At 75.5% G+C, this 16,978-nt stretch carries 10 protein-coding genes and 1 pseudogene; 7 read left to right on the forward strand and 4 right to left on the reverse strand.

Annotated elements, in window-relative coordinates:
* Positions 1 to 392: 392 nt before the first annotated feature.
* The 5 genes and pseudogenes from ACFCLZ_RS29050 to ACFCLZ_RS29070 all read left to right on the forward strand — a co-directional run.
* Positions 393 to 1,367: pseudogene (locus tag ACFCLZ_RS29050) on the forward strand (family 2 encapsulin nanocompartment cargo protein terpene cyclase); the annotation flags it as partial.
* Positions 1,368 to 1,382: 15 nt separating this feature from the next.
* The gene (locus ACFCLZ_RS29055) at positions 1,383 to 2,264 is read left to right on the forward strand and encodes a geranyl diphosphate 2-C-methyltransferase (RefSeq protein WP_380280730.1); all 882 of its coding nucleotides are present in this window, start codon (positions 1,383 to 1,385) and stop codon (positions 2,262 to 2,264) included.
* Between the two features lie 241 nt (positions 2,265 to 2,505).
* Positions 2,506 to 3,477, forward strand: a complete 972-nt coding sequence (locus ACFCLZ_RS29060) for a hypothetical protein (RefSeq protein ID WP_380280732.1) — start codon at positions 2,506 to 2,508, stop codon at positions 3,475 to 3,477.
* Positions 3,478 to 3,591: 114 nt separating this feature from the next.
* Entirely contained in the window at positions 3,592 to 5,469 is a 1,878-nt protein-coding gene (locus tag ACFCLZ_RS29065) for an HSP90 family protein (RefSeq protein ID WP_380280734.1), read from the forward strand.
* Positions 5,469 to 8,459, forward strand: a complete 2,991-nt coding sequence (locus ACFCLZ_RS29070) for a hypothetical protein (RefSeq protein WP_380280736.1) — start codon at positions 5,469 to 5,471, stop codon at positions 8,457 to 8,459. The genes ACFCLZ_RS29065 and ACFCLZ_RS29070 overlap by 1 nt, the downstream gene beginning before the upstream one ends.
* Before the next feature lie 87 nt (positions 8,460 to 8,546).
* Here ACFCLZ_RS29070 and ACFCLZ_RS29075 read toward each other — a convergent pair whose 3' ends face one another.
* On the reverse strand, positions 8,547 to 9,848 hold the full coding sequence (locus ACFCLZ_RS29075) for a chitinase (protein WP_380280738.1): 1,302 nt from the start codon (positions 9,846 to 9,848) through the stop codon (positions 8,547 to 8,549).
* Positions 9,849 to 10,076: 228 nt separating this feature from the next.
* On the opposite strand from ACFCLZ_RS29075, the gene ACFCLZ_RS29080 reads away from it, so the two are divergent.
* Entirely contained in the window at positions 10,077 to 12,167 is a 2,091-nt protein-coding gene (locus ACFCLZ_RS29080; protein WP_380280740.1) for an NB-ARC domain-containing protein, read from the forward strand.
* A 25-nt stretch (positions 12,168 to 12,192) separates the two neighbouring features.
* On the opposite strand, the gene ACFCLZ_RS29085 is transcribed toward ACFCLZ_RS29080, so the two are convergent.
* From ACFCLZ_RS29085 to ACFCLZ_RS29095, 3 genes are all read right to left on the reverse strand, one after another.
* Complete coding sequence (locus tag ACFCLZ_RS29085) at positions 12,193 to 12,630, reverse strand: DUF4259 domain-containing protein (protein WP_380280742.1); 438 nt, start codon at positions 12,628 to 12,630, stop codon at positions 12,193 to 12,195.
* A 161-nt stretch (positions 12,631 to 12,791) separates the two neighbouring features.
* Complete coding sequence (locus ACFCLZ_RS29090; RefSeq protein ID WP_380280743.1) at positions 12,792 to 14,513, reverse strand: translation initiation factor 2; 1,722 nt, start codon at positions 14,511 to 14,513, stop codon at positions 12,792 to 12,794.
* Between the two features lie 462 nt (positions 14,514 to 14,975).
* Entirely contained in the window at positions 14,976 to 15,917 is a 942-nt protein-coding gene (locus ACFCLZ_RS29095) for a LysR substrate-binding domain-containing protein (protein WP_380280745.1), read from the reverse strand.
* A gap of 106 nt (positions 15,918 to 16,023) precedes the next feature.
* Here ACFCLZ_RS29095 and ACFCLZ_RS29100 point away from each other — a divergent pair, with 106 nt between their 5' ends.
* Positions 16,024 to 16,971, forward strand: a complete 948-nt coding sequence (locus tag ACFCLZ_RS29100) for a DMT family transporter (RefSeq protein ID WP_380280747.1) — start codon at positions 16,024 to 16,026, stop codon at positions 16,969 to 16,971.
* Positions 16,972 to 16,978 lie beyond the last annotated feature (7 nt).

The raw sequence follows: 16,978 nt of genomic DNA on the forward strand, positions 1-16,978 counted from the left end.
CCTTTCGAGTGCACAGGATCATGGGAAGCGGCTCAGATCGTTCCGCCCCGCCTACGGTTGGGCAGCAAGCGAGACGGGGCCGCCGCAGCGCGCGGAGATCCCCTCGTACCGGGGCGGAGGCGACGGCCGACGACCCGTCATGGCGTGTCCCCCTTCGGAGAGGAAGGTTCTCCCATGCCCGTGGCCACGAGCGGCGAGACACCGCAGGCGTCGCAGCAGCACCCGCACCCGGTCCGGCGCGCGGGGGTGCGGTCATGAGCGGGACGGCCCTGGAACAGCTCCTCCGCGGGCCGAACGGGATCGGCACGGCGGGATTGAACCTGGCGCCCCGTCAGGCACTCGACGCCCCGGCCGCGGCGGCGGTCGAACTGCCGTCGGGGAAGCCCGAGTCGGGAGACCCGGTCCCCGGCCTCTACTTCCACCCCGTGGCCGAGCCGGACGCCGGGCGGGTGGCGGAGGTGAACCGCCGGATCAAGCTGTGGGCCGAGGAGATCGAGCTCTACCCGCCGGACTGGGAGGACCAGTTCGACGGCTTCTCGGTGAGCCGCTACATGGTCGCCTGCCACCCGGACGCCCCGAGCGTCGACCACGTCATGCTCGCCACCCGGCTGATGGTCGCCGAGAACGCCGTCGACGACTGCTACTGCGAGGACCTCGGCGGCTCGCCGGTCGGCCTCGGCAGCCGGCTGCTGCTCGCCCACACCGCCCTCGACCCGGTGCACACCACCGTGGAGTACCAAGGGGGTTGGCAGGAGTCGCTGGGCTCCGACGCGCCCCGGCGGGCCTACCGCTCGGCGATGGAGCACTTCGCCCGGGCCGCCACCGCCTCCCAGGCGGACCGGTTCCGGCACGACATGGCGCGCCTGCACCTCGGGTACCTCGCCGAGGCCGCCTGGGACCAGGAGGACCACGTCCCGGAGGTGTGGGAGTACCTGTCGATGCGGCAGTTCAACAACTTCCGCCCCTGCCCGACCATCACGGACACCGTCGGCGGCTACGAGCTCCCCGCCGACCTGCACGCCCGTCCGGCCATGCAGCGGGTCATCGCGCTCGCCTCCAACGCCACCACGATCGTCAACGACCTCTACTCGTACACCAAGGAGCTGGCGAGCCCGGGCCGCCACCTCAACCTGCCGGTGGTGATCTCCGAGCGCGAGGGCGTCGACGACCGCGAGGGCTACCTGAAGGCCGTCGAGGTGCACAACGAACTGATGCACGCCTTCGAGGCGGAGGCGGCCGCGCTGGCCGCCGCCACGCCCGTCCCGGTGGTGGTTCGCTTCCTGCGCGGGGTCGCCGCGTGGGTCGACGGCAACCACTACTGGCACCAGACCAATACCTACCGCTACAGCCTGCCCGATTTCTGGTAACCAAGGAGCTGAACCGTGTCCGTCACCGACACCACCCCCGTGAACCGCACCGCCGTCCCCGGGCCGGCCACTCCCTACCAGGGCGACATCGCCCGCTACTGGGACCATGAGGCCCGGCCGGTGAACCTGCGCCTCGGCGATGTGGACGGCCTGTACCACCACCACTACGGCATCGGCGAGGTCGACCAGGCGGCCCTCGGCGCCCCGGACGACAGCGAGCGCGAGAAGAAGCTCGTCACGGAACTGCACCGGCTGGAGTCCGCGCAGACCGACGTCCTGCTCGACAGCCTCGGCGACATCCGTCCCGAGCACACCCTGGTCGACGCGGGCTGCGGGCGCGGCGGATCGATGGTGATGGCCCACCAGCGCTTCGGCTGCAAGGTCGAGGGCGTGACCCTGTCGGCCAAGCAGGCCGAGTTCGGCAACCGGCGGGCCAAGGAGCTCGGCATCGACGACTCGGTGCACGCCCAGGTCCGCAACATGCTCGACATGCCGTTCGGCACCGGCACCGTTCGGGGCTCCTGGAACAACGAGTCCAGCATGTACGTCGACCTGCACGACCTGTTCGCCGAGCACTCCCGGATCCTGTCGGTCGGCGGCCGGTACGTGACCATCACCGGCTGCTGGAACCCGATCTACGGCCAGCCGTCGAAGTGGGTCTCGCAGATCAACGCCCACTTCGAGTGCAACATCCACTCCCGCCGCGAGTACCTGCGCGCGATGGCCGACAACCGCCTCGTCCCGAACGCCGTCGTCGACCTGACCGCCGCGACCCTCCCGTACTGGGAGCTGCGGGCCACCGTGCCGTCCCTGGTGACCGGCATCGAGGAGGCGTTCATCAACTCCTACAAGGACGGCTCCTTCCAGTACCTGCTGATCGCCGCCGACCGGGTCTGACCCCGCGTCGCCGCACGGCGAGGACCCGGCCCGGCCGTACGGCGGCGGGGCCGGGTCCGCCGCGTCCCGGCCCCGGGCGGGGGCCCGCCGTGACCCCCGGCGGGGGGCTCCCGGAACCGGGCTGGTCGGCAGGACGTCGGTGGCACGTGATATGCAGTGCATCATCCGATTGGCCGCTGTGAGGCCATACGAACGATGCCGACGGCCGTGCCGGTCGACGAGGTCTCAGGGGGGCCGCACCATGTCCATTTTCCGCCGCCTGACCGGGCGGAAGGCTCCGCGCGCCCTGCCTCCCGCGCTCGACCCCGCGCACGGGGACGAGGAGCTGCGCCGGCTGTGCCTCCTCGCCGGGGCCGGCGACTGGGCCGCGCTCGGCCCCGCCCTCGCCGCCGTCCCCGACCAGGCCGAGCTGGCCTGGCTGCTGCACCGGGTCTCCGACGTCGAGGGCAGCGAGGAGTGGCTGGCCAAGGTCGTCGCCGAACGGCCCGAGGACACCCTCGCGCTGCTGCTCTCCGGCGCCCGGCACCTCGCCTGGGGCTGGGAGGCCCGCACCGCCTCCCGCGCGCAGGACGTCACCGAGGACCAGTGGCGGCTGTTCGGTGAGCGGCTGGAGACCGCCGAGGAGCAGCTGCTGGAGGCGGCCGAGCGCGAGCCCGGCCGGCTCGCCCCCTGGTACTTCCTGCAGATCACCGCGCGCGGCGCCTCGCTCGGCCGCACCGTCGCCACCACCCGCTTCGAGGCCGCGCTGCGCCGCGACCCCGGGCACCTGGCCTCCCACCAGCAGCGGCTCCAGCAGCTCTGCGCCAAGTGGGGCGGCTCCCACGAGGAGATGCACGCCTTCGCCCGCGCGGCGACGCTCGGCGCCCCCGAGGGCAGCCCGCTCGGCGAACTGGTCGCCCTCGCCCACCTGGAGCACTGGCTCGACCTGCCCGACGGCGAGGACCACGCCTACCTGACCGGCCCCGCCGTGCGCTCCTCGCTGCGCGAGGCGGTCCTGCGCTCCGTGCTGCACCCGGCCTACCGGCCCCAGCGCGACTGGCGGACCACCCACAACACCTTCGCGATGGTCCTCTCGCTCGCCGACGAGCGCGAACTCGCCCACGCGGTGTTCGCCGTCCTCGGCGACGGCGTCACCAGGTGGCCCTGGTCCTACCTGGGCGGCGACGAGGCCGAGAACTTCCAGGCGCACCGCGACCGCTGCGCCCCGCGCTGAGCCGAGCGCGCCGAGCGCGCGCGACGCCTGCCGAGCACACAACCGGCCGCCCGGGCCGTCCCGCCCCGCGGCCGCCGAAGCCCGACACACTCCTTGCGATCGAAAGAGCCACCGGTGTCCCCATCCGAGAACCCGACGAGCGCGCACACCTTCCAGGTCGACCTGCGCGGCCTGGTCGACCTGCTCTCCCACCACCTCTACTCCAGCCCCCGCGTCTACCTGCGCGAACTCCTGCAGAACGCGGTCGACGCGATCTCCGCCCGGCAGGCCCTCGACCCGGCCGCGCCCGCCGCCATCACCGTCCGCGCCGACCGCGACCTCACCGTCACCGACACCGGCATCGGCCTCACCGAGCAGGACGTCCACACCTTCCTGGCCACCATCGGCCGCAGCTCCAAGCGGGACGCCGAGGGCCACCTCGACGGTGACGGGCTCGCCCGCGCCCGCGGCGACTTCATCGGCCAGTTCGGCATCGGCCTGCTCGCCTGCTTCGTCGTCGCCGACGAGATCACCGTCGTCACCCGCTCCGCCGCCACCCCCGACGCCCCCGTCATCGAATGGCGCGGCAGCTCCGACGGCCGCTACACCATCCGCACCCTGCCCGCCGACGCCAAGCCCGAGCCCGGCACCACCGTGCGCCTCACGCCCCGCTCCGACGCCGCCGAGTGGACCCGCGCCGACCGGGTGCTGACCCTCGCCCGGGACTTCGGCAGCCTGCTGCGCCACGAGGTCACCGTGATCGACGGCCGCGGCGACGCCACCCGCGTCAACCACACCCCGCCGTGGGCCGCGCAGCACGGCTCCCCGCTGGCCCGCCGCGAGGCGCTGGCCGCCTACTGCCGCTCGACCTTCGACTTCACCCCGCTCGACACCATCGAGCTGGACCTGCCGCTGGTCGGCCTGCGCGGCGTCGCCTACGTGCTGCCGGACGCCGTCCCGCCCTCCCGCCGGGCCGGCCACCGGGTGCACCTCAAGGGCATGCTGCTCTCCGACCACGCCGACGAACTCCTGCCCGACTGGGCGTTCTTCGTCCGCTGCGTGGTCGACACCGACGGCCTGCGCCCCACCGCCAGCCGCGAGGGCCTGTACGCCGACGAGACGCTCGCCGCCGTCCGCGACGCGCTCGGCGCCCGGATCCGGGACTGGCTCACCGGACTGTCCGCCAGCGACCCGGCGCTGCTCCACCGGTTCATCTCGGTGCACCACCTGGCCGTCAAGGAACTCGCCCGCTACGACGACGAGTTGCTGCGGATGCTGCTGCCCTGGCTGCCGTTCGAGACCACCGACGGCAATGTCACCCTGGACGAGTTCGCCCGCACCCACCCGGTGGTGCTGGTCACCCGTACCGTCGAGGAGTTCCGCCAGGTCGCCCCGATCGCCGGCGCCGCCGGCCTCGGCGTCGTCAACGGCGGCTACACCTACGACCGCGACCTCGTGCACCGGCTGCCCGAGATCCGGCCCGGCACCTCCGTCGCCGACCTCGACCCGAGCACCGTCACCGCGCACCTCGACACCGTCGACCCGGCCGCCGAACTCGCCGCCTCGGCCTTCCTCGCCACCGCCCGCGAGGTGGTCGGCCGCTTCGACTGCGACGTCGCGCTGCGCAGCTTCCACCCGACCAGCGCGCCCGCCCTGCTGCTCGACAACCGGGAGGCCCGGCACGAGCGCACCCGCGCCCAACTCGCCGACGAGGCCGACGGGCTGTGGGCCGACATCCTCGGCTCGCTGCGCGCCGAGGTGCCGCGCGCCCAGCTCGTCCTCAACCACCTCAACCCGCTGGTGCGGCGGGCGGCCACGATCGGCGACCGCGAACTCGCCGTCACCGCCGTCGAGACGCTCTACGGGCAGGCCGTGCTGCTCACCCGCCGGCCGCTCACCTCCAGCGAGAGCGCGCTGCTCAACCGCTCCTTCATCAGCCTGCTCGACCACGCGATGCTCGGCCACGAGGCCGCCGCCGGCGGGCCCGGCGGCACCGGCGCGAAGGAGGCGTGATGCTGAACAGCATCGAGGCGGTGATGACCGCCCTGCGCGAGAACGACGACCGCCCCTACGGCCGGCAGCGGACCGTCACCGCCGAGGAACTCGTCGACGCCGCCGAGCAGTTCGACGACACCGCGGTCCGCGCCATGGCCCTGCTCGAACTGATGGAGGCCTACGAGTACGACGGCGAGCGGAGCAAGTCCCCGGTCGTCTTCGCCCGCGTCCTCAAGCTCTGGGACACCGACCAGGAGGGCTTCGGCGACTGGGCGCGCCAGCAGGTGTTCTGGCGCTTCAAGTGGGTCGCCACCTCGCTGCTCGGCACCCCCGACGTGCCGCTCGCCGCGATCCGCCGCTGGCACGAGGAGATGCGCGGCCGCTACCGCGCCGCCGGGCACGGCCTCCAGCCGTACTACGCCCAGCGCTTCCACCTCGCCGCGCACCTCGGCGAGGACGTCCAGGACGCCTACGAGCTGTGGGCCGGGCGGCCGCGCACCGAGCTGAGCGACTGCCACGCCTGCGAGATCCGCGCCCGCGCCGTCCACCACCTGCGCCAGGGGGACGACGCGACCGCGCTGGACGTCTGGCGGCCGGTGCTCGGCGGCGAGGCCACCTGCGCCGAGGAGCCCTACGTCAGCCACGCCCAGGCACTGCTGCCGCTGCTGCGCCAGGGCCGGCTGGACGAGGCCCGCTCCAGCCACCTGGTCGGCTACCGCTTCGCCCGCGGCAAGAGCGGGCTGGCCCGCTCGGTGGGCCTGCACATCGAGTTCTGCGCGCTGTCCGGCAACGAGCCGCGCGGCCTGGAGCTCCTCGCCGAGAACCGCGACCTGTTCGGCGTCACCGGCGACCCGGTCAGCCGGCTCGACTTCCTCACCGGCGTCGAGGTGCTGATCGCCGCCCTCGCCCGGGCCGGGCACGGCGAGCTCACCGTCAGCGGCCCGCCCGGCGCGAGCTGGACCGTCGACACCCTGCTCGCCCACCTGCGCACCGAGGCGGACGCGCTCGCCGCCCGCTTCGACACCCGCAACGGCACCGACACGGTGAGCGGCCGCCGCCGCGAGCGGCTCGCCCGCCGTCCGCTGCTGGCCGAGCCGCTCGCCCTCGGGGTGCGGGCCGCGGCCGCGCCGGAGCTGGCGGCCGTCCCGGTCGTCCCGGCGGTGCCGGCCCGCGAGGTCGAGCCGGAGCCGGAGGACTTCACCGCCCTGCTGCTGCGCGCCCGCGAGCTGCAGCTGGTCGGCCACCCGGACGCGGACCGGCTCTGGACCCGGATCGACGAGCGGTTCACCGCCGTCGCGGAAGGCGATGCCGAAGGGCTGCTGGGCACGGACGCCGGGCCGCTCGGCCGGCTGCGGGCCGAGCTCGCCGAGCGGCGCGCGCACGCGGCGCTGGAGCGCGGTGACTGGGAGCAGGGCGCCGCCGAGCTGCTGGCCGCCGGCGGGCTGTACCGGCGGGAGGGGCTGCTCGGCCCGGCGCTGGCGGCCCGGACCAGGGCGCTGGTCGCCGAACTCGTCCGGGAGGACGAGGAGGGCGAGGAGGTCGACGAGGCCGGTGAGCCGGTGACGCTCCCCGAGCCGGCCATCGACTGGGCGGCCCTGGACGCCGCGCTGGCCCGGGCCGAGGAGCTGGCCGCGGTCGAGGGCGGCGCGCCGGGCATCACCGACGACGACTACCTGATCGTCCTCCAGTGCCGCGCCTACGCCGCCCACCAGGAGCTGGTCCGCGCGCTGCCCGAGCCGCCGGAGCAGCCGCCCGCCGAGCGGGCCGCGCGCTTCGCCGCCGCCGTCACCGCCTACCGCGAGGCGGCCGCCGCCCGCGGCTCCGTCCGGCGGCTGGCGGTGGCCCGCCAGTACGCCGCCGACGCCGCCGCCCGGCAGGGCCGGACCGTCGAGGCGGCGGAGGAACTGCGGGTCGCCATCGCCGAGTTGGAGCAGGCCGGGCAGCCCTGGCACACCCCGCGGGCGTACGGCCTGCTGGGGCAGGCGCTGCTGCAGAACGGCGAGCAGGCCGAGGCCGTCGAGGTGCTGCACCGCGCCCTCGCGGCGGCCGCGCGCTGGGCCGACGAGTCGTACCCGTTCGCCGCCACCTACCTGATGGCCGGACACGCCAGCGCCCACGTCGGGGACACCGGCGCCGCGATCCGGGCGCTCTCCGAGGCCGCCTCCCGGTTCGACCGCAAGGGGCCGGAGGTCGCCGAGGAGGCGGCCCGGACCAGGCTGCAGCTCGCCGACCTGCTGACCGAGGCCGACCGGACCGCCGACGCGGTGGCCGTCCTGGAGTCCGTGCTGGCCGACGCGGCCGCCGGCGGCCTGGGCGAGCGGCTGGTCGCGCAGGCCCGGCTCGACCTCGCCCGGGGCCTGTTCACGCTGGACGAGGACCGCGACGCCGCCGAGGAGTACCTGCGGCTCGCCGCCGTCCTGGAGGGCTGGACCGAGGACCTCCACCTGCGCACCATGGTCGCGGCGGAGGCGACCGTCGCGCTGGTCCACGCCGACCGCTGGGAGGCCGCGCACGCCGCCCGCGCCCGGGCGCTGGCCGCCCACGAGCAGTGGCCGCAGGCCGGTCCGGTGTCCGCGATGCTGCGGCAGTTCGCCCGGCTCACCGCGCAGAAGGAGGGCCCGGCCGGCGTCGAGTCGGCGCTCGCCCGGCTGGCCGAGGCGGACGCCGTGCGCGAGCGGCTGGAGCGCGAGGAGCCGGGGGCGGAGACGTGGTACCCGCGCGCCGCCGTGCACTACGAGCGGGCCCGGGTCCTCGCGGTGGCGGGCGACTTCGAGGAGGCACTGGCCGAGGCCGAGCGGGCGATCACCGCCTACGAGGTGGGCGGCGAGCAGGCCGAGACCCCGCGCGCCGAGGCCGTCCGGCTGGCCGCGGTGATCGAGGGCACCGACCTCGACCGCGGCGCGGCGGCCCGCGAGCGGCTCACCGTCGCCGTCGACCGGTGCCGGGCGCACGGGCTGGAGGAGGCGGCGGCGATCCTCGCCGAGCTGCGCGAGCGCCTCGCGGACTGACGGCCGCGGGCCCTGCCGGGTTCCCGCCGTGTTCCCGCCCGGTGCGGGAACACGGCAGGGGGCCCCGGGGGTTGGGGGCGCCGCGGTTCAGCAGGGGCCGTCGTCCGCCCAGACGCCCCACTGGCCGCTCGCGGTCGGATTCTCGTTCAGGGTCCACCACTTGGCGTGGTACTTGTGGCCCTGGTACGACACCTTGGCGCCGCCGACGTACACCGTGGCCGCGTCCCACGGCGGGTCCACGCAGGTGCCCGGGCTCGTCGGCGGTGTGCTGGGCGGGGTCGTCGGCGGGGTGGTCGGCGGGGTGGTGGGCGGGGTCGCCCCGGCGAACCGCACCGTGAACTTGGTGAAGTCCCAGTCGTTCTGCACCACGCTGGAGCAGGAGCCGGACAGCCCCGGGTCGACCGTGCCCGGGCACTGCCGGTCCCGGTTGACCGACCAGTAGGTGTAGCGGGCCATTTTGTGCGCCAGCGCGAAGTCCAGCACCGTCTGGAAGTCCGCCTGCCGGAAGTACTCGGCGACGTCGGTGCGGCCGTTCATCTGCGACACGCCCTCATGGGCGTAGGCGTCCGCCTCCGACCAGCCGAAGGTGGTGCGCAGGAGCTGGTTGAAGTTCACCAGCGCGGAGGTCTGCGCCGCCGCGCCGTTGAACCCGCCGTCGAACGGCATGATCGAGAAGTTGTCGGGCGTGAAGCCCTGCGCCTTGGCCTCGTTGAGCATCTGCTGGCCGAACCAGCCGGTGCCCGCGGCGGTGCCGGCCGTGGTGACCGAGACGTACAGCCCCGGGTTGGCGCGCTGGAGGATGCGGGCCGCGCCGATCTCGTTGCGGATCGCGGCCGTGTTCTCGTACTCCGGCTCCTCCAGGTCGAAGTCGAGCGCCTTCACCTGGTACTTGTCGACGACCTTCTGGTACCCCGCCGCGGTCGCCTCCGGCGTGCCGCAGGTCTGGCCGAGCTTGGTGCCGTTGTAGCCGCCGATCGAGACCGAGACGTCGCCGCCCTTGGCGCGGATGGTCTGGATGACGGCCGGCATGGTGGTGTCGGTGTCGATCGGGGACGTCCCGCCCCAGGCCGGGACGCAGCCGCCCTTGTCCAGGATGAACGCGAGCTGGAAGGCCTTCTGGCCGGTGGCGTCCATCACCGTCGAGACGTCCGGCGGGCTGTTGTCCTCGGGCATCAGGTACGGCGCGGAGGCGTACCAGTTGCTGCCGATGCCGCCGCCGAGGGCGCTCGCGGCGGCCGCGGGGGGCGTCGCGTTCGCGGCGGCGACCGCCACGAGCCCGCCGGCCACCAGCCCGAGCACCCCGGCCACCGCGGCGGCGGTCCGCCGGCGGGGCGCTCGGCGGGAGGGTTGTGGCTGTGGTTGTGCGTGTGGGGGAAGTGCGCGTTCCATCGGGATCGACCTCTCCAGGAAACGGCGGAGTACGGCCCGTCCGCGCCGAGTGTGGGGGCGGCGCACCGGGCCGGCGGCGCTCGGCGGCGGGTGGGACCGTCGCCAGGCCCTCACTGGTATAGACCTGTGATGAGGGGCCGTCAATCGTCCCGACCGCTGCTGCGGGTGAGAATCCGATGGGATCCCGTAGATCCCGTAGATCCCGTGGACACGCCTTAGAGTTGGCGGGTGGCCGAAGAGACGTGGAACAGGGTGGGCGGGCAGGTGCGGGCCGGTGCCATCGTGCAGGCCGGGTCCGTCGGGGAACTGCACGTGCACGAGGCGGCCCTGCGGGCGGCCGCCGTTCCGTGCCAGCTGCCGCCGGAGCTCGCGCACTTCGAGGACCGCGCCGACGAACGCGCCAGGGTGCTGGCCGCCGTCGCCGAGGGGACGGGGGGCGGCGGCGGGCCGCTGGTCGTCGCGCTCAGCGGGATGGGCGGGATCGGCAAGACCGCGCTCGGCTTCGCACTCGCCCGCGCGCTGCTCGACCACTGCCCGGACGGCGCCCTCCACGTCGACCTCGACGACCTGCGCCGCGACGGCGCCGTGGAGAGCGCCGACGCCCTCGGCGACCTGCTGCGCGCGCTCGACCCGCAGAACCGGCCCGAGCAGGAACTGCGCGCCCGCGCCCGCCAGTACTGGACCGCCACCCAGGGGCGGCGGCTGGTCCTCGTGGTCGACAACGCCCGCACCGGCGCCGAACTGCGCCCGCTGCTGCCCGCCTCCGCCGCGAGCGTCGTCATCGTGGCCAGCCACGGCCCGCTCCACGACCTCGACGGCGTCCGCCTCGTCGACCTGCCGCTCGGCCCGCTCGCCCCCGAGGACGCCGTCAACCTGCTGCGCCGGATCGTCGCGGACCCCCGGTTCGCCGCCGACCCCGACGCCGCCGCCGAACTCGCCCGCCGCTGCGCCGGCCTGCCCGCCGCGCTCTACGTCGCCGGCCGCTGGATCCGCCGCCACCGCCGCCGCGAACTGCGACGGCTGGTCGAGGACCTGACCACCGAACTGGACCGGGAGGGGCTGCCCGTGGTGGAGGCCGTCTGGGACGCGGCGTACGCGAGCCTCGGCCCCGTCGCGGCCCGGCTCTACCGGCTGCTGCCGCACCACCCCGCCCCCGTGGTGGGCGACCACGCGGCCGCCGCCCTGCTCGGCGCCGACCTTGACGAGGCCGCCGACGCGCTCGACGAACTCGACGCCGCCGGGCTGCTGGAGCGGCGCCCCGACGGCCTCGGCATGCACGCCCTGCTGCGCGGCCACGCCCTGCGCCGGGCCCGCGCGGCGGACGCGGACCAGGACGCCGTTGCGGCGCGGATCCGCCTGGTCCGCTGGTACCGGCGGCAGGCCGGCCGGGCCGACCTGGTCGCCGCCGGCCCCCGGCTGACCGTCTCCGCCCCCGTCGCCGAGGCCCCCGCGCCCGCCGACGTGCCGGACCTTCCGTTCTCCGACACCGGCACCGCCCTGCGCTGGCTGGAGGACGAACGGCTCGCCCTCTACGGCTGCGTCCGGATCGCCGCCGAGGACGGGCTCGACGAGGAGGCGGTGGCGCTCTGCGAGGCCCTGTGGACGCACTTCCTCGACCACCGGCACTACGCCGACGTCATCGACGCCTTCGGGCGCGGTGTGGCCGCCGCCGTCCGCTCCGAACGGCTCGCCGCCACCGTCCGCATGCGCTGCCAACTCGCCCGCCCGCTCTGGGAGCAGCACCGCTACGAGCAGGCCGCCGAAGAGCTGCGACTCGCCGTCCACGGCGCCCGGCTGCTCGGCGACTCGCCCGAGGAGCGCAAGCTCCGCGCCTCCGCCGTCGAGTTCCGCGGCAAGCTCGCCTCCGTACGCGGTGACTGGGCGGCGGCCGTCCCGGACTTCGAGGCCGCCCGCGAGGAGCACCGGGCCATCGGCAACGCCTACGGCGTGATGCTGCAGACCTACCTGCTCGGCCGCGCCGCCGTCGCGATGGGCGAACTGCCGCGTGCGGTGGAGCTGTTGAGCGAGGCGCACGCCTCGGCGGCCGACCTCGGCCGGGAGCGGATGACCGCCCGCACCGGCTTCGAGCTGGGCAGCGCCCTGCGCGCGGCCGGCCGGCACGCGGAGGCCGCCCGCCTGTACGAGGCCGCCCTGGCCGCGGCGCGCGAACGACGCTCGCCGGGTGATGAACTGCGGGTGCTGGAAGCGCTGTCGGCCCTCGGCGAGGAGACCGGGGACGCCGCGGCCGCCGCCGGCTACCGGTCGGCCGCCGAGGCCCTGCGGGGACCGGACGGGAGCGGCGGCACGCCGATCGCGTGACGGGTGGGTCGGCCTGTCGCGATCCCTACGCGTCGAGGGCGAAGAGCGGAACGTCGATCGACGGAGGCGGCGGGTCGAGGACCGAACGAAGAGCCTTGATCATGGCGATCCACCGAGTGTAGTCAGTGGCCGAGACCCAGCTCCCAGCGAGGTCGAAATCACCGGAGGCGATGCGCGCGAGGGCCTCGTCGGCGAGCAGGCGGAGGTCTTCGGCGAATGTCGGCATCACCGTCTCCGGATCGCATCCGGATTCGACCTGCCGGCCTCCAGGGCACTGGGCCGCGATCAGTGCGGCCGCGGCCACCGCCTCCTGCTCCTCGTCGAGGTGGTCCGCCGCGCTCAATGTCCGGGTGAGGACCCGACGAACCATGGCCTCCCGCTCGCCGGACTCGGCCTCGTCCAGTGCCAAAGCGAAGTCCGCAGCCGTGTCGTTGTCGAACGGGCCGATGCCCCACGTCCCCATGATGACCCCCTTGTGTCGTTGGCGAGGATCATGCCACCGGCTACCGACAGGGTGAGCGGCTCGTTCGGCGGGAAGGCCGGGAGGTCCGTGGCCGCCGCCGGTGGCGGGTGGCGGGTGGCGGTTGAGGCGTGGCCGTGCCGGGAGGGCCTCCTGTGTCGCTGTCAGAGGAGGTGCTGGAGGTCCGCCTCGGCCGGTGTGTCGAGGTGGAGGCGGTAGGGCGTTCCGTCGATCCGGCAGGTCAGGGTGGTGGCGGGGGTGTGCTGGGCGCCGAGGAGGGCGTGGAGGGCGCAGAGGGCGGCGGCGGGGTCGGTGTACCGCACTCGGCCGGTGCCGGTGGTCCGGTGGGGCTCGATCCGGAGGGTGAACGGTTCGCCGTTCGGGCGCCGGACCAGGCAGCGGGTGGGGGAGAGGACGACGGCGGCGGTTCGGCAGCCGGGGTGGTCGGCGAGGGCCTCGGCGGTCCAGTCCGCGGCCGTCCGGTACTCGTGGTGGTGGGCGGTGTCCGGTGCCGGCGCGCTGTTCGCCCGGCGGTAGAGCAGCGCCGCGCTCTGCGTCTCGCGGATCCCGGCACGGCCGTGCTCGGCGGCCAGGTGGTGGTAGGGCAGGTCCGTCCACGGCGGGAGCCGCTCGATGTCGACGACGACGGCGCCGTCGGCCGTCCGTTCGGCCCCTTCGGCCCCTTCGGCCCCTTCGGCCCGTTCCGTCCGGGCCCGGACGGCGAAGGCGGCCGGGGTCCGCGGCGCGGACGGCGGGGTGGCCAGCGGACGCGGCTGGGCCGGTCGCGGCGGCGGGAGCAGGCCGAGCAGCTTGTACAGCTCCGGGCCGAGCGTCGTCAGCGACTCCCCGGGGAGGGCGAACGCCGCCTCGGCGAAGCGGCGGGTCCCCGGGGCGGACGGCTGCGCGGAGAGGACGTCCGCCGCGTCCTCGCCGGACGGGTCCAGCCGGGGCGCGGCGGTGAGCAGGCGGGCCATCGGACTGCCCGGGACCAGCTCGGTGCCGCCGTCGCAGACCGCCACCACGGGGCGGTCGAGCGCCGCCGCGTAGAGGGCGGTCGAGCCGTGGTCGGTGACCACCGTGTCGCCGGCCACCAGCAGCGCCGCCCACTGCTCGTACGGCCCGGCCAGCACCAGTCCCGCGTCCAGGGCCGGCCGCAGCTGCCGGGCGAGGTCGAAGGAGCCCGTCCGGCTGTACTCGTTGGGGTGCACGACCAGCGCCAACTGATAGGCGTCGTGGGGGAGTCGGGAGGCGAGTCGGGCCGGCAGGCCCGGGTGCCTGGCGAGCAGCGACTCCGGCCCCCAGGTGGAGGAGAGCACGACCAGCCGGCGCGGCCCGGTGCCGAGGGCCGTGCGGAAGGCCTCGCGCCGGTCCCGCGAGGCGAGGATGCGGTCGAGCGTCGGATCGCCCGCGACCAGGGCCGCAGCCCCGGCGGGCGGGCACTGCTCGATGAGCCGGTCCACCTGGTCGGGGTGGGCGAGGACGTGCAGGTCGGCGAGCGGGCGCCGGCCGGCGGTGAGCAGGAACGCCGGGTCCAGGCCGGACGGGAGGTGCGGCGAACCCTCCTCGGCGAGCGCCTTGTTGAATCCGGCGCCGTGCGGCAGCAGGACCTTGGGCCCGCGCAGCGCGGCCAGCTCACCCTTGGGACTGGCGGTGAGGATCAGGTCGTGGTGGCGGGCCAGTGCCTCCGGCCAGGACAGGCAGCGGGCGCCGGACGACGCCACGGCGGCCAGCGCGTCGGCGTCGAAGGCGGAGCCGGGGACGAGGGTGAACCGGCACCGGACCCGGGCGTCACCGTCGAAGACGGGGAGCAGGTCCAGCAGCCGGTGCAGCGCGGCGGCCGAGCGGACGGCGAACAGCACGCCGAGCGGGGCGTCGGGCGCCGTCATCGGACCCGCCGGACCGACGGCGCCGTGGCGCCACGGCGCGCGAGCCGGCTGCTGGCTGCTGGCTGCTGGCTGCTGGCTGCTGGCTGCTGGCTGCTGGCTGCTGGCTGCTGGCTGAGTCTCGTGCCTACCACAGCTCAGCACCCCCCCGGCGAGCCGCGCCGAGCGGCTGCTCGGGTGGCTCGGGGCGGTGCGGTGTGGGAGCGGGCACAGAGGCGATGGTAACCGGCGGACCGCCGACGCGGGCCGGACCGTGCGGATCCCCACCCGTCCCCGCCGCCACTCCACCCAGGCCCCCGTCGATCGGACGTTCCGTCAGTCGGATCCGAATCTACGGGAGCCGTGCGCGCGGCGTTCGGGCAGGTCGGGCCGCAGGTGGGGCGGCACCGGACCGGCCGCCCGTCCCGCCCCGCCCGGTGCGGCCCGGTGCGGCCCTACCGGGCGCGGCGGAACGGAGGAGGACGGTCAGGACGCGGTGAGCCCGCTCGCCGGTCCGTCGATCTGCGCCCAGGAGGAGCGGGCCGGGGCGGCCGCCCCGGGGGCGCCGCGCAACGCCGCCAGCAGGCCCGCCACCGCCGGTGACCACGGCCGGCCCGCCGGACCGGTGAGGGTCAGCCTCCGGTGGGCGGCCGGCCGGATCGGGACGAGCACGCAGTCCGGCGGCAGCATCGGCCGGGCCAGCGCCGGCATCACCGACACCCCCACCCCCGCGTGCACCATGCCGATCAGCGTGTTGAGGTCCCGGATCCGGTGCCGCGGCGCGAACCGGACGCCCGCCCGGCGGTAGGCGTCCCGGATGTGCCGCTCGCAGCCGCCCTCGGAGAGCAGGAAGTCGTCGTCCTCCAGGTCGGCCACCTCGACGGTCTCCTCGCCCGCGAGCGGATGGTCGCGCCGGAGCAGCGCGTGCATCGAGTCCGCGCCGAGCGGGACCGCCCCCGGCGGCACCAGGTCCGCGTCCACCAGGACCGCCGCGTCCACCGTGCCGGCCTCCAGCCAGACACCCAGTTCGTCGTCCTCGCCCTCGAACACCCGCACCGTCAGCCGGGGGTGCTCGGCCCGCCAGCCGTGCAGCAGGCCGGGCAGCAGCCCCTGGCAGACGGTGGTCGGCGCGGCCAGCCGGACCGTGCCGGTCAGCCCGCCCGAGTGGTCGGCGGCGATCGTCCGGACGGCGGCGGCGGAGGCGACCGCCGTCCGGGCGTGCGGCAGGATCCGCTCGCCGAGCGGGGTCGGCCGGGCCGGGGCTCCCCGGTGCAGGACGGGCGCGCCGAGCAGCCGCTCCAGCGCCGCCACCGCGTGCGAGACCGCCGACTGGCTCACCCCCAGGTCGACCGCCGCCGCCCCGAAGCCGCCCGCGTCCGCCACCGCGACCAGCGCCCTGAGCTGGGCGAGGTTCACCTCCGGGGCCATGAGACTTCCTCATCTCTTCCGCACTGCCACTTGTTGGACTCATGGTCCGCCGAACCGTCACCCTCTGTCCATCGTGAAGCGGTGAGGTACGGGAGGAGACGGACGGGTGGGCGGTACGGGACGGCGCTGGTGGCCGGGGTTCGTGGCACTCTCGGCGATCTGGGGCGCGAGCTTCGCCCTGATCAAGGTGGCGGTCGACGCGGGCGTGCCCCCGGTGTGGGTGGCGGCCTGGCGCTGCCTGCTCGGCGCGGCCGCGCTCTGGGCGATCCTCGCCTTCCGCCGTGAGGCCGCCCCGCGCGACCTCGCCACCTGGGGCCACTGCGCCGTGGTCGCGGTGCTGCTGAACGCGGTGCCGTTCGTGCTCTTCTCCTACGGCGAGACCCGGGTCAGCTCGGTGCTCGCCGGGGTGATGAACGCGACCACCCCGCTGTTCGCGCTGCTCTTCGCGCTGGCCGCCGTGCCCGGGGAACCGCGCCCGGGGCCGCGCCGGATCGGCGGACTCGTCCTCGGCCTCGCCGGAGTGCTCACCGTGCTCGGCGTCCGGCACGGGTTCGGCTCCGGGTCGGTGGGCGGCGGGCTCGCCTGCCTGGCCGCGACCTGCTGCTACGGCGCCGGCTTCGCCTACCTGCGCCGCCACCTCTCCACCCGCCCGCACTCGGCCGCCGCCCTGTCCGCCGCCCAGATCACCTGCGCCGCCGCCGAACTCGCCGTCGCCGCCCCGCTCGCCGCCGGCGCCCCGCACTGGCCCGGCGCCGGGGCCGCCGCCGCCCTGCTGGTGCTCGGCGCGGTCGGCACCGGCGTCGCCTACGTCCTCAACCTCGACCTCGTGCGCACCGCCGGGACGGCCGTGGCCGCCGCCGTCACCTATGTGACCCCGCTCTGGTCGACGGCGCTCGGCGCGCTGCTGCTCGCCGAACCGGTCGGCTGGAACACCCTGGCCGGCGGCCTCGCCGTGATCGCCGCGGTGGCGCTCATCCGGCAGCCGTCCGCGGCTCCAGGCGAAGGGGAGCACGCCGCCCGCCGTGGCCGGAGGGCGCGTCAGCCGGTCGGTTAGGGTGGGC

The sequence above is a fragment of the Kitasatospora purpeofusca genome (genome assembly GCF_042691725.1).
Taxonomy (GTDB): domain Bacteria; phylum Actinomycetota; class Actinomycetes; order Streptomycetales; family Streptomycetaceae; genus Kitasatospora; species Kitasatospora purpeofusca_B.